The sequence below is a fragment of the Streptomyces sp. NPDC020742 genome, assembly GCF_040641675.1.
Lineage (GTDB): Bacteria > Actinomycetota > Actinomycetes > Streptomycetales > Streptomycetaceae > Streptomyces.
The window spans coordinates 24,558-38,000 of the sequence record NZ_JBFAEA010000003.1 but is presented as its reverse complement, the minus strand read 5'-3'; the positions used below and the strand labels follow the sequence as shown (position 1 = coordinate 38,000).

Here is a 13,443-nt window from a genome sequence, read left to right as displayed (position 1 = left end):
CATGATCGTTCTGCTCGGCGTGCTCGTCGTCGTCATCGGCTTCGCCACGAAACGCAACCCCCTCCTGGTCGTGGGGGTGGCCGGTATCGCCACCGGCCTCCTGGGCGGACTCTCGCCGGCCAAGGTGCTCGCCGCCTTCGGCGAGGGCTTCGCCGGCAGCCGGGCGGTGACGATCTTCGCGATCACCCTCCCGGTCATCGGGCTCCTGGAGCGCTACGGCCTCCAGGAGCAGGCCCGAGCCCTCATCGCCCGGTTCGCCCGGCTCACCACCGGCCGCTTCCTCGCGCTCTACCTGGGCCTACGGCAGATCGGCGCCGCGGTCGGGCTGACCAACGTCTTCGGGCACGCCCAGACCGTCCGCCCGCTCGCCGTCCCGATGGCCGAGGGCGCCGCCGAGCGCCGGTACGGCAGCCTCCCGGACCGCACCCGGGAGAAGGTCCGCTCGTTCTCCGCCAGCGCGGACAACGTCGGGCTGTTCTTCGGCGAGGACGTCTTCCTCGCCGTCGGCTCGATCCTGCTGATCACCGGCTTCGTCAACACCACCTACGGCACCCACCTCGAACCGCTGCACCTCGCGCTGTGGGCGATCCCCACCGCCGTCTGCGCCTTCCTGTTCCACGGCTGGCGGCTGCTGCGCCTGGACCGCCAGTTGGAGCGCGAACTGCTCACCGCCAACGTCCCGTCCGGCGCAGTGGAGGCAACCCAGTGATCAAGGCAGAGTGGTTCTACTGGCTGGTCGGCCTCAGCTTCCTGGTGATGGCCGGCCGGATGGTCACCGACCGCAGCAACCCCAAGCGCCTCGGCACCGGCGCCTTCTGGGGCCTGATCGGCGCCGGCTTCATCTACAGCAGTTGGGTGGTCACCAAGCAGGCCCCGGCCGAACCGCTGGGCGTCGCCGTCCTGGTGATGGCGGTGCTGGCCGGCTTCGGTTTCACCGGGCGCGGCACCCCGCGCACCACCACCCCCGAGGAGCGCACCGCCAGCGCCGCCCGGCTGGGCAACCGGCTGTTCATACCGGCCCTGACCATCCCGGTGGTCGCCATGGCCTGCGCCGTGGGCGTCAAGAACCTCTCCTTCGGGGGCGAGCCGGTCCTCCAGGAGGGCAGCGAGACCATCCTCGGCCTCGGCATCGGTGCCGTCTTCGCCCTGGTCGTCGCCATGGTCATCCTGCGGGAGAAGCGGATCTCGGTCCCGGTGGAGTCCGGCCGCTCCATGCTGGAGGCGATGGGCTGGGCGATGCTGCTGCCGCAGATGCTGGCCACGCTGGGCGCCATCTTCCAGGTCTCCGGGGTCGGCGACCAGGTCGGCAAGCTCACCGCCGCGGCCCTCCCCAAGGACTCGCTGCTGATCGCCGTCCTCGTCTACTGCGTGGGCATGTTCGCCTTCACCACCGTCATGGGCAACGCCTTCGCCGCGTTCCCCGTGATGACCGCGGCGGTCGGCTGGCCGGTGCTGATCGGCCACTTCCACGGCAACCCGGCCGCCGTCCTGGCCCTCGGCATGCTCGCCGGATTCTGCGGCACCCTGGTGACCCCCATGGCGGCCAACTTCAACATCGTCCCGGCCGCCCTGCTGGAGCTGAAGGACCAGTACGGGCCCATCAAGGCGCAACTGCCCACCGCGGGTGTGCTGCTCGGCTGCAACGTCGTGATCATGGCGCTGTTCGCCTTCTGAACGCCCTGCCGCCGCGGCACCGGGACGGCCCGGTGCCGCGGGCGCTGCCCAGGGCTTCCTCCGTCCCGCACCCGCACTCGTACTCGCTCGCGTAATTGCTCCGCTCCCGTACTTGCTCCGCTCCCGTACTCGCACTCGTATCGAGGAAGACCGAATGACCCGGGTACTGCTGACCGGTTTTGCGCCCTTCGATGGGGAATCGACCAACCCCTCCTGGCAGGCGGTACGTGCCGCCGTCGCCGAACCGCCCCCTGGAATAGCGGCCTCCGCCGTCGAACTGCCCTGTGTCTACGGGGCGTCGATGGCCGTGCTGCGCGCCGCCATCGAGGAGACCCGCCCCGCCGTGGTCATCTGCGTCGGACAGGCCGGCGGCCGTCCGGACATCACCGTCGAGCGGATCGCCGTCAACCTCGATGACGCCCGGATCCCCGACGCCGCCGGTGCCGAACCCATCGACGAGCCGATCGTGCCCGGCGGGCCCGCCGCCTACTTCTCCACCCTCCCGGTCAAGGCGTGCGTGGCGGCGGTCCGCGCCGCCGGACTGCCCGCCTCTGTCTCCCACACCGCCGGCACCTTCGTCTGCAACCACGTCTTCTACGGCCTCTCCCATCTCATCGCCACCGAACTCCCGGGCGTACGGGGCGGGTTCGTGCACGTCCCCTACGCACCCGAGCAGGTCACCGCCCGCGCCCTGCCCTCACTCCCGGCCGACGCGGTGGCCCGCGCCCTCCGGGAGATCGCGATCACCGCGGCGCACACCGACACCGACATCCGGGTCGTCGGCGGGGCGACGCACTGAACGGCTCCACCGTCCGCGCATTGAACGGCTCCACCGTCCGCGCGCTGAACGGCCCCACCGTCCCCGCCCCGGACGGCCGCCGGCGCGGGACGGGGGCCGGTGCCCGGCCCGGAACGGGTTCAGGCGACGGGCTCGGGGCGGGACCTGGCCGTCGGTGTGGAACGGGACCCGGGAGCCGGCCCGGGAAGGGGCCCGGTGACCGGCGCGGGACGGGACCTGGCGGCCGGCCGCGGCGGGCCGCACCGTAGACTGGCGCACCGGCCGACGCCTCGCCCCGCGAGGGTCCGTCAACGCGCCCACCAGGCGTTCCACCCCGCAACGGAACCGCGCCGTTTCGTCCGTTGTCGGTGCGAGCGCCTACTCTGTGCGACGTGACTTTTCCCGCCCCGGGGCCCGCTGCGCCCCAGCTCAACGGGGTCAACCGACCCGCGCCGGGCCCGGCCGCCGACGAAGGCCTGGCCCGGCGGCTGCGTGCCCTTGCGTGCACCGCGCCGCTGCACGACCTCGATGTGCGCAAGGCCAACCTCGCGGGCGAGTACGGCGTCTACGCCATGGCCGAGGTCGCGCTCGCCGTGATCGACCTCGTCACCCTCAACATGGACTTCGACACCGGCGCCGACCACGAAGAGATAGTGGCGAAGGTGCTCCCGCGGATCGCGGCCCAGACCCCCGGCCGCCCGGCGGGCGAGCACGAGCGGGTGGCTCGCTGGGTGCTGGAGAACCTCATCAACGTCGGCAGCGTCGACCGCGGCTTCCGCGCCGTCTACGGCACCTTCGGCACGGACGGCGCGTACGTCCGCCGCGACTACGACTTCAAGCTGATCGAGGAGGTCCCCGGCGCCGGCGGCAGCGTCTTCCTGCGGGCCACCGACGAGGCGGTCAACGTCCTGGTCGGCGCGCTCGACACGGACGTCACCAGCGCCCAGATCGCCGCCGAGGTCAAGCTGGAGGTGCTGATCAACCGCGGTCGGCTGGCCGATGCCCAGCTCGCCGCCGAACAGGCCCGCTACCGCACCGTCCAGTACGCCGAGACGCTCCGCCGGACCCTGGACGCCACCCGGCGCAACGTCCGCGCGGTGGACTGGCTGGAAGCCGTCCCCGACATGATCAACGAGGCGCTGGACCACGTCGCGGACCGCTACCGCCACGAGAACGCCATCCTCACCAACATCCGCAAGGCCCGCGACGAGACCGAGGAGCCCGAGCACAAGCGCCGCGCCGCCGAGCTCGTCGACATCGTCAAGGACTGCATCCGCCGCCACACCCAGCTGCAGTCCCGGCTGCTGGAGGCCGGCCCGCTGTTCCGTGCCGAACAGGACCGGCAGGCCTTCGCCGCCCCCGCCGCCCGCTCCGGCCTCGACCTCTACGGCCAGCTCGTCGCGCCCCTGCTGCCGCTCCCCGTCGAGCAGGCCCTCCGGGTCACCGACGCCTTCTTCGCCCGCGGCACCGGCCTGCGCACTCCCTCTGCCGTCCGCGTCGGCGACCTCGTCGAGGTGCTGCTCACCCCGCCCGTGGAGCGCGAGCACCTCGGCGCCGAGATGCCCGAGCCGGACCTGGTGGCCACCCCCGACGACAGCCGCTTCAGCGAGGCGCAGTTCGACGCCGCGACGGCGCTGCTCGACCTGCCCGCCGACGCGCCCCGCCGGCTCTCCGGCCTGCTCGCCGAGGCACGCCGCAGCGACCCCGAACTCCCCTACCTCGTCGCCCTGTTGGCGGTGCATGCGGCCAGTCCGCCGGTCGGCACCGCCTACCGCCAGGGCGAACAGCAGCTGCTCTTCGCGGTCGACGACGGCACGGAGCTGGTCGACCCCGAGTTCGGCGGCGCCGACCTGATCGTCGGCACCGCCCTGCTGGACGCCGCGGGGATGGCCGCGGACCGCTCGGAGGTGGCCTGATGGCCCCCGCCCCGGGCGCCGAGCCGATACCCGGCCCACCGTCCGCCCCCGGCCGCCGGCGGACCGCGCCCCACGCCCCGCCGTCCGCGCACCGGCCCCCGACGCACCCGACCGACCCCCGCAAGGAGCCCGCCCCGTGACCCAGTACGACGCCGACGAGGTGCCGCAGCCGGACCCGGCATCCCCGAGCGCCGAGCCGGGCCGTGGCCTGTCCACCGCCGACGCCGAGCCGGCCCCGGTGCGCCCCGCGGGCCTCACCCCGGCCGACGCCGCCGACGCCGCGCGGCTGGTCTCCTTCGGCCTCCAGCCCAAGCTGCTGCCGGCCCGCGACGCCGAGTACGGCGAGCTGCTGCGCCGCTACCGCGACGATCCGGCCTTCGCCCGCCTCGCCGACGCCGTCGCCGGCGGCCTCGGCCTGGTCGTCCTGGAGGTCTCCACCCGCGCCGGAATGGCCGTCACCGCCGCCGAGGACTCCGTCTTCGCCGTCCGCATGGGCGACTACGCCCGCCGGGCCGCCGCCGACTCCGCCGACCGCTTCCTACACGGCCTGGCCCACCTCGCGGTGGCCGCGCTGGCCTTCCCGCGCCCCGAGGACCTCGCCGACGACGGCTACATCGGCCGGATCACCGTCAACGGCGTCGACGCCTTCGTCCGGCAGGCCTGCCGCCGCCTGGAGGAGCGGGCCGAGGAGCAGGGCGAGAACACCGACCCGGTCACCGACGCCCCCGGCCTGGAGTCCGCCTGGCGCATCTACGCCCGCCGCAGCGCGACCGGCGCGACCAAGGACGCCCGGCGGCTGGCCGGTTCGACCACCGGCATCATCGCCAAGGCCGTCACCTTCCTCGTCGACTCCGGGTTCCTCCAGCGCACCGGTGACGACGCCGGCGGCGCCTACCGCACCACCGCCCGCTACCAGCTCCAGGTCCGCGACATGGCCGGCAGCGCCGCCATGGCCGAGCTGTTGGAGCTGGGCATCGTCCCGGTCGCCGACGGCAACGGCACGCTGCTGCCCGGCGAGGACACCGACGACCTCGACCTGGTCGCCGACGCCGGCCTGCCGTTCCACTCCGGCTGACGCCGCCCGCCCGACCGCACCCACCCACCGTCCCGCCGTCACGACAACGAGAGTCCGCCATGTACGAGCTGTCCCGGGTCCGCCTCTACTCCATCGGGCCCGCCGGTGCGCGCTACGCCGACACCGTGCTGGACCTGCGGGGAGTCGGCGCGCCGGTGCCCCGGCCGGCCCCGGCCCAGGCGGACTTCTTCGAGGACGAGCCGGTCGGGCCGCCGCGCCGCCCCGCGCCCGCCGGTGTGCTCTTCCTGGAGAACGGCGGCGGCAAGTCCGTCCTGCTCAAGCTGATCTTCTCGGTGATGCTGCCCGGCCACCGCAACACCCTCGGCGGCGCCAGCTCCGGCGTGCTGCGCAAGTTCCTGCTCGCCGACGACTGTGGCCATGTCGCCCTGGAGTGGCAGCACGTCCTGACCGGCGAGAGCGTGGTCGTCGGCAAGGTCAGCGAGTGGCGCGGCCGGCAGGTCTCCAACGACCCGCGGAAGTTCGCCGAGGCCTGGTACAGCTTCCGGCCCGGGCCCGGCATGAGCCTGGACTCGCTGCCGGTCGCCGAGGCCACCGTCGTCCGCCCCCGTCAGGAGGGTGGTGAGGGCAGCTCCGGCGCACAGGGCCGGCGCCGCACGATGAAGGGCTTCCGCGACGTCCTCACCGAGGCCGGGAAGAACTACCCCAATCTCGACGTGGTGTGGGAGGAGATCCACGAGCGCTGGAACGAACACCTCGGCGAGCTGGGCCTGGACCCCGAACTCTTCCGCTACCAGCGGGAGATGAACGCCGACGAGGGCGAGGCCGCCGGCCTGTTCGCGGTGAAGAACGACTCCGACTTCACCGACCTGCTGCTGCGCGCCGTCACCGACACCCGCGACACCGACGGCCTGGCCGACCTCGTGCACGGCTTCGCCCACAAGCTCGGCCGCCGCGCCGAACTCACCGCCGAACGGGACTTCACCGCCGGCTCCCTCGACCTGCTCTCCCGTATCGCGGACGCCGCCGAGCAGCGCGAGCGCGCCCGCGAGGTGCACGCCGGCGCCGAGCGCCGCACCCGGTCCCTGGCCCAGCGGCTGCACGCCCGCGGCACCGAGGAGCGCGGGCGGGCCGCCGAGCTGGCCGACCAGGTCGCCACCGCGGCCCACCGGGTCACCGACGCCGAGCAGGTCCGCGACCGCCGCTCCCTGGTCTCCGCCGAACTCGCTTACCGGCACGCCTCGTTGGCGCTGACCGCCGCGGAGAAGGGCGCCGCCGCCCAGCGCCGCGAGCTCAACGACGCCCGTACGCTGCACAGCGCCTGGCAAGCCGCCGAGATCGCGCTGCGGCACCGCGCCGCCGCCGACCGCTCGACCCGGGTCGCCGCCGCCATCCGCGAGGCCGAACGCGACGCCGCCCCGGCGCTCGCCGCCCGTGCCACCGCCGCCGCCGACCTCGTCCGGGCGCTGCACGCGGCGGCCGAGGCCGGTGAGCGGGTCGCCAACGAGGAGGAGGAGCGGTCCGCCGCCCTCCAGGAGGCCGGCGAGTCCGCGCACCGCGACGCCACCACCGCCGCCACCCACGCCCAGCGTGCCCGCAGCGAGGCCGACCACCTCCGGCAGCGGCTCGCCGAGGTCGCCGAGGAGACCGCCGAGGCGGTCCGGGCCGGCTGGCTCGACGACAGCGCACCGGACGCCGACCCGGCCCGGGCCGCACTGGCCGCCTCCGACGCCGAGAAGACCGCCGTCGCGGCCTGGGACGTGGCCCGGGAGGCGGCGCGCCAGGCCACCGACCGGGCCCGGGAGACGGCCGCCCGGCACTCCGCCGCCGAACTCGCCGCGGCCCGCGCCGCCGACGCCGCCGAGGCCGCCGGGCGGGCGTGGGACGCCGAGCGGATGGCGGCCGAGTCGATCGGCGCCGAGCAGCGGCTCGGTGAACTCCTCGGGCTGCCGCAGTCCGAGGCGAGGGCGATGGGCGTCCCTGGGCCCCGTACGGCCGCGTCCGGCGCGGAACCGGGCGCCGGGCGCCGCTCCACCACGGCCGGACCGCTGACCGCGGAGGAGCTGGACCGCAACGCCGATGCGCTGCGGGAGATGCTGGAGGAGGGCGTCGCCGCCGCCGAGCGGCAGCTGTTCGACCTGCGCACGGCCGCCGCGGACGACTCCCGGATCCTCGGCGCGCTGGGCGACGGCGGTCTGCTGCCCCCGGGCCCGGACGTGCTGGCCGCGGTGGAGTATCTGGGCGAGCACGGCGTACCGGCGCTGCCCGGCTGGCGCTACCTCGCGCAGTCCGTCGACCCCGCCGACCACGCCCGGGTGCTGGCCGCCCGGCCCGAGCTCGTCGACGGCGTCATCATCACCGACCCGGAGACCCACGCCCGGGCCCGCGAGGTGCTCGCCCAGGCCGCGCTGCTGCCGCGCTCCGCGGTCGCGGTCGGCACCGCCGCCGCGCTGCTCGCCCCCACCCCGGCCCCCGACGAGCGGGACTCCGGCGCCTACGGCGTTTTCCTGGTACCGCCGAACCCGGCGATGCACGACGAGTCCGCCGCCGATGAGGAGCGCCGGGCGCTGCGGGCCCGCGCCATGGAGCGCGACGAGGAGATTCGGGCGCTGGCCGCCCGGCTCGCCGGCGACCGCGCGCTGGCCGCCCGGCTCGGCTCCTGGCGCACCGGCTGCCCGGCCGGCCGCCTGGTGGAGCTGGCCGCCGCCGCGGAGGAGACCCGTACGGCCGCGGAGGCCGCCGCCGCCGGGCTGGCCGAGGCCCGGGCCGCCCGGGACGAGGCCGAGGAGACCGCGGCCGAGGCCACCGGGGTGCGCGACGAGCGGCAGGAGGCCGCCCAGCGCGCCGGCCGCGCCGCCGACCTGCTCGCCGGGCTCGCCCACCGGCTGCGTGAGCGGGCCACCTGGCAGTCCCGGCTGCGTGAACTCGCCGATGAGTCCGCCGAGTTCGAGGCCCGCGCCGAGGAGTGCGTGGATCGCGCCCGGGCCGCCGACGAGGACCGCCGGGCCGCCCAGCGCGCCGCCGACGACGCCCGCCGCACCGCCCGTGCCCTGCGCGCCGAACGCGCCGAGATCGCCGGCGTCCCGGACGACCTGGGCGAGGCGTCGGAGGCCGCCGGCGCCTCGCTGCCCGCGCTGCGCGAGGCCTACCGCGCCGCCTCCCAGGTCTATGAGAAGGTCGGCGTGGGCGCCGACCTGCGGGCCGAACAGGCCCGGGCGGAGGGCGAGGAGTCCGCCGCGCTGGCCGAGCTCAACCGCCTCACCAACAAGGTCCGCACCCGCGCCGAGGCGCTGCTGGAGAGCCCGGACGCCGCCGACGGCCCGTCCCGCCAGGCCGCCGCGACCCGCGCCGAGTCGCTGGTGCACATGCTGGAGAGCCGCGCCTCGGCCGCCAGCGAGCAGCTCGGCCGGCTGCGCGGCGAGGCCGAGCGGCTGGCCCCCACGGACGGCGAGGCGCACACCGAGCTGCCCGAGGAGCTGGTGCCCGCCGACGCCGACGGCGCCAAGGAGCTGCTCCGCACCGCCAACGCCGAACTCGCCACCGCCACCGACGCGTTGGAGGCCGCCCGGACGCAGCACGAGGAGCTGCTGCGGGCCCATCGCGCGGCCGAGGACGCGGCCGGCGGGTTCGACGAGACCGCCGCCCTGCTCCGGGACCTGCTGCGCGACCAGCAGGAGGCCGAGGCCGCCGCGGAGGAGCGGATCGAGCCGTACTCCGGGTCCCTCGCCGAGGCCCGGCAGGCCGCCGCGGAGTCCCGCCGCTCGCTGCGCGGCTGCGCCGCCGACCTGTCCGGCGCCGATTCCGCGGTCCGGGAGGCCTCCGACGTCCTGGTGCGGCACGCCAACTCCACCCGTTACGAGCAGGTCCGCACCCCCGCCCGGCAGCAGATCCGCGAGCTGCCCGCCGCGGCGCTGCCGGACCACGCGGCCAAGTGGGCGGAGGCGTTCGCGCCCCGGCTGCGGGTGCTCACCGACGAGCTGGAGCAGTTGGAGCGCAACCGCGACTCCATCGTCGACCGGCTCCGCGGTCTGGTGGAGTCGTCGCTGACCACCCTGCGCTCCGCCCAGCGGCTGTCCCGGCTGCCCGAGGGGCTGGGGGAGTGGTCCGGCCAGGAGTTCCTGCGGATCCGCTTCGAGGACCCCGACCAGGCGACGCTCACCGAGCGGCTGGGCGAGGTCATCGACGAGGCGACGCGCGCCGCGGTCAAGAAGAACAGCGATCTGCGACGGGACGGGATGTCCCTGCTGCTGCGCGGGGTCAGCGCGGCGCTGCAGCCGCGCGGGGTGGCCGTGGAGATCCTCAAGCCGGACGCGGTGCTGCGCGCCGAGCGGGTGCCGGTCGGGCAGATGGGCGATGTGTTCTCCGGTGGCCAGCTGCTGACCGCGGCCATCGCGCTGTACTGCACGATGGCGGCGCTGCGCAGCAACGACCGGGGCCGCGACAAGCAGCGGCACGCCGGCACGCTGTTCCTGGACAACCCCATTGGCCGCGCCAACGCCACCTACCTGCTGGAGCTGCAGCGCGCCGTGGCCGATGCGCTGGGCGTCCAACTGCTCTACACCACCGGCCTGTTCGACACCACCGCGCTCGCCGAGTTCCCGCTGGTGATCCGGCTGCGCAACGACGCGGACCTGCGGGCCGGCCTGAAGTACATCAGCGTCGAGGAGCATCTGCGGCCGGGCCTGCCGCAGCCGGACCCGTCCGGGGAGGCGGTGCACGGCCAGATCACCGCGACGCGGATGTACCGGCGGCCCGAGGAGCAGCCGCCCGCTGAGGAGCAGTCGCCCGTCGGGGAGGAGCCGGACCCGGCCGCCGGGTGACCGGCGCCGGGTGACCGGGCGCTGCGGTCAGGGCACCACCACCGACCGCAGCACCTCCCCGCGCTGCATCCTGGCGAAGGCCGTCTCCAGGCCGTCGAGCGTGACGGTCTCGCTGATGAACCGCTCCAGGTCGAGCTTGCCGCTCAGGAACAGGTCGATCAGCACCGGGAAGTCGCGGCTGGGCAGGCAGTCGCCGTACCAGGAGGACTTCAGGGCTCCGCCGCGGGCGAAGAGGTCGATCAGCGGGAGCTCGATGCGCTGGTCCGGGTCGGGGACGCCGACCTGGACCAGGGTCCCGGCCAGGTCACGCATGTAGAAGGCCTGCCGGTAGGTCTCGGGGCGGCCCACCGCGTCGATGACGACGTCCGCGCCGTGCCCGCCGGTGAGGCTGCGGACCGCCTCGACCGGGTCCGTCCCGCGGGAGTTGACGGTGTCGGTGGCCCCGAACCGCTCGGCGGCGTCCAGCTTGCCGTCGTCGAGGTCGATGGCGATCACCCGCCGGGCGCCGGCCCGGGAGGCGCCGGCGATGGCGGCGTTGCCGACCCCGCCGCAGCCGATGACGGCGACGGTGTCGCCGCTGCCGACGGCCCCGGTGTGCACGGCGGCGCCGTAGCCGGCCATCACCCCGCAGCCGATCAGCCCGGCCGCCTCCGGGCGGGCCGCGGGGTCGACCTTCACCGCCTGCCCCGCGGCGACCAGGGTCTTCTCGGCGAAGGCACCGATGCCCAGCGCGGGGGAGAGCGGGGTGCCTCCCCCGGACTCCGTCCGGGAGGTACCCCCGAGCAGGGTCATCCGCTGGGTGGCGGTGCGGGAGTCGAAGCAGTACCAGGGCCGGCCGCGGCGGCAGGAGCGGCAGCCGCCGCAGGGCGCCCGCCAGGCGAGGACCACGTAGTCCCCGGGGGCCGGCTCGCGCACCCCCGGACCGACGGCCTCGACGACCCCGGCCGCCTCATGGCCGAGCAGATACGGGAAGTCCTCGCCGATCGCGCCGTCCCGGTAGTGCAGATCGGTGTGGCACACCCCGCAGGCCTGGACGGACACCAGCACCTCTCCCGGGCCGGGGTCGGGCACGACGATCGGCAGCACCTCGACGGGCGCGCCCTTCTCCAGGGCGACGACGGCGCGGGCTTCGTGCGGCATGTCTCACTCCTAGGACAGCGCCTGCGGTGGCGGCAGGGCGGGCGGTGCGCGGGAGGTGGCACGGGTGCCGGTGGGGGGTGGAGTGGTGCGCTGCGCTGGGAACGGGGACGGCGGTGGAGAGCGCTCCGGCACCGTCCCCGATGTTGCCTATCACGCGCGTGGTTGCGCGATAGGAGACATGCTGGGAGTCCGTCAGGGATCCGTCAAGGGCGATTTTCCGCTGCCGGGTTCACCCCGGATACCCCATGCGGCGGGAGAGCTCCAGGGCCGCCTCGGTGGAACGCTCCGCCAGCTCCGGCAGCCGTTCCCGCGCCATCCGGTAGGCCGGACCGGACACCCCGAGCGCTCCGATCACCGCACCGTCGTGCGCCCGCACCGGCGCCGCCACCGCGTTCAGCCCGATCTCCAACTCCTCGCTGGTGCAGGCGAATCCGTCGGCCAGCGCGGCGGTGAGCTGGGTGCGCAGGCCGGCCGCCGTGGTCAGGGTGTGCTCGGTGAAGCGGGGCAGTGCCCGGCGCACCAGGCTCTCGCGGCGCTCCGCCGGTAGGTACGCCAGCAGCACCTTGCCGCTGGCGGTGGCGTGCAACGGGGTGCGTCGGCCCAGCCAGTTGTACGCGGTGACCGCGGCGGAGCCCCTGGCCTGCATGATGTTGACCGCCGCATCGCCGTCCAGGACCGCGATGTTGGCGGTCTCCCCGGTGTCCTCGGCGAGCCCCCGGCACACCGGTTGGCCCTCCTGCGAGATGTCCAGTCGGATCGCCGCCGCGCCGGCCAGCCGCAGCACCCCGGCGCCCAGGAAGTACTTCCCGCGCTCCTTCTCCTGCTCGACCAGCCCGCGGTGCTCCAGCACCCCGAGGATCCGGAACGCGGTCGACTTGTGGACCCCCAACTCCCCGGAGATCTCGGTCACCCCGGCCTCGCCCAGCCTGGCCAGGATCTCCAGCACGCTCACCGCGCGGTCCACCGACTGGACGGACCCCGCCCCGCCGCGCCGCTCCTCGGACCGGTCGTCCGCCGTCCCGTTCGTGTTCGCCATGGGTCTGTGCGTCACCACCCGCCGGCTCCGCCGGGCCGACCCGGGACGTCTTCCCCCAAGCCCTTGACGGCCCGCACCACGCCTTGGATTCTGTTGCGCATCGCGCTCTGCGATGCGTTATTCAGAACACATGATACCGATCAGCGCGAGGGGGGCCAGATGATTCCCGTCTGCCGCATCGAGGACCTGCCCGAGGGCGAGTCCGTACGGATCGAGATCGACGACACCACACCGCCCATCGCGGTCTTCCACGCCGAGGGCGGGCTCTACGCCGTCGACGACACCTGTAGCCACCAGGACGCCTCGCTCTCCGAGGGCTGGGTCGAGGGCTGCTTCGTCGAATGCCCGCTGCATGCCGCCCTGTTCGACCTGCGCACCGGGGCCCCGGCCTGCCTGCCGGCCCGCCGCCCGGTACGCACCCACGAGGTCAGCGTCCTGGACGGAATGATCCATGTACGCCCCGCCGTAAGGGAAGAGGCGGTGGCGTAGGCCGGCCCAGGCGCCCACCACCGGGGCCCGCCCGCACCGGTGCGTCCGCTGCGGGCGTCCGCCCGTTGGTGCGGTCCCTCAGGCTGCAGCCCGGTCCGTACGGGAGCGGTCGCCGCGGGCGTCGCGGCGTTCCTGTCGGCGGGCCCGGCGGCGCTCGCGGCGCAGCGCACGGGCGGTGCTGCTCGGCTGGGACCGCACGCCGTGGCGCTGCACCCAGACCTGACGGGTCACCCAGACGTCCAGGACGCCCCAGGTGGCGACGACCGTGCTGCCGACCGTGCTGAGGACGGCGGGGAAGGCGAGCCAGGAGCCGGCCAGGGTGCTCAGGAAAGCGATCATGGCCTGGATCAGCGTGAGGGCCACGATGATGACCGCGCGCACCGCGGCGGTGCGCACCGGATCCGGCATCCGGGACCGGGTCGCCGGTTCCTCCTGCCACAACGGCGGTCTGCCGGTGTCCATGACAGCCTCACACTCCCCGCACTCTCCCCGTGTGTCCGGCCGTTGGGTGGCTGCCCCCGTTTCGCCGGGTGCATGCCGGTACCGCCGGACCTGTC

At 74.9% G+C, this 13,443-nt stretch carries 10 protein-coding genes; 7 read left to right on the top strand and 3 right to left on the bottom strand.

All coding sequences use genetic code 11. The features are described 5' to 3' along the window. Nucleotide 1: 1 nt before the first annotated feature. The 6 genes from AB0G84_RS07615 to AB0G84_RS07590 all read left to right on the top strand — a co-directional run bounded on the left by AB0G84_RS07615 (nucleotide 2) and on the right by AB0G84_RS07590 (nucleotide 10,221). The gene (locus AB0G84_RS07615; RefSeq protein WP_361316970.1) at nucleotides 2-709 is read left to right on the top strand and encodes a DUF969 domain-containing protein; all 708 of its coding nucleotides are present in this window, start codon (nucleotides 2-4) and stop codon (nucleotides 707-709) included. Then, the gene (locus tag AB0G84_RS07610) at nucleotides 706-1,674 is read left to right on the top strand and encodes a DUF979 domain-containing protein (protein ID WP_361316968.1); all 969 of its coding nucleotides are present in this window, start codon (nucleotides 706-708) and stop codon (nucleotides 1,672-1,674) included. Before AB0G84_RS07615 ends, AB0G84_RS07610 begins: the two co-directional genes overlap by 4 nt. A 154-nt stretch (nucleotides 1,675-1,828) precedes the next feature. Further along, a complete protein-coding gene (gene pcp, locus AB0G84_RS07605; RefSeq protein WP_361316965.1) occupies nucleotides 1,829-2,473 on the top strand; it encodes a pyroglutamyl-peptidase I in 645 nt (214 codons plus the stop codon). Between the two features lie 371 nt (nucleotides 2,474-2,844). After that, a complete protein-coding gene (locus AB0G84_RS07600) occupies nucleotides 2,845-4,368 on the top strand; it encodes a hypothetical protein (RefSeq protein ID WP_361316963.1) in 1,524 nt (507 codons plus the stop codon). Between the two features lie 208 nt (nucleotides 4,369-4,576). Beyond that, entirely contained in the window at nucleotides 4,577-5,443 is an 867-nt protein-coding gene (locus tag AB0G84_RS07595; RefSeq protein ID WP_361317819.1) for a hypothetical protein, read from the top strand. A gap of 59 nt (nucleotides 5,444-5,502) precedes the next feature. Further along, nucleotides 5,503-10,221 (top strand): hypothetical protein, encoded by a 4,719-nt coding sequence (locus tag AB0G84_RS07590; protein WP_361316961.1) that lies wholly within the window; start codon nucleotides 5,503-5,505, stop codon nucleotides 10,219-10,221. 27 nt (nucleotides 10,222-10,248) lie between these two features. Here AB0G84_RS07590 and AB0G84_RS07585 read toward each other — a convergent pair whose 3' ends face one another. Both AB0G84_RS07585 and AB0G84_RS07580 read right to left on the bottom strand, forming a co-directional pair. Then, on the bottom strand, nucleotides 10,249-11,361 hold the full coding sequence (locus AB0G84_RS07585) for an S-(hydroxymethyl)mycothiol dehydrogenase (RefSeq protein WP_361316958.1): 1,113 nt from the start codon (nucleotides 11,359-11,361) through the stop codon (nucleotides 10,249-10,251). Between the two features lie 229 nt (nucleotides 11,362-11,590). Beyond that, nucleotides 11,591-12,397: an IclR family transcriptional regulator gene (locus AB0G84_RS07580; RefSeq protein WP_361316956.1), complete on the bottom strand. Its 807-nt coding sequence runs from the start codon at nucleotides 12,395-12,397 to the stop codon at nucleotides 11,591-11,593. Nucleotides 12,398-12,556: 159 nt separating this feature from the next. Here AB0G84_RS07580 and AB0G84_RS07575 point away from each other — a divergent pair, with 159 nt between their 5' ends. Then, on the top strand, nucleotides 12,557-12,886 hold the full coding sequence (locus tag AB0G84_RS07575) for a bifunctional 3-phenylpropionate/cinnamic acid dioxygenase ferredoxin subunit (protein WP_361316954.1): 330 nt from the start codon (nucleotides 12,557-12,559) through the stop codon (nucleotides 12,884-12,886). Nucleotides 12,887-12,964: 78 nt separating this feature from the next. Here the strand turns inward: AB0G84_RS07575 and AB0G84_RS07570 are convergent, their stop codons facing one another. Further along, nucleotides 12,965-13,348, bottom strand: coding sequence for a hypothetical protein (locus tag AB0G84_RS07570; RefSeq protein ID WP_361316951.1), 384 nt, complete (start codon nucleotides 13,346-13,348; stop codon nucleotides 12,965-12,967). Between the last annotated feature and the right edge of the window lie 95 nt (nucleotides 13,349-13,443).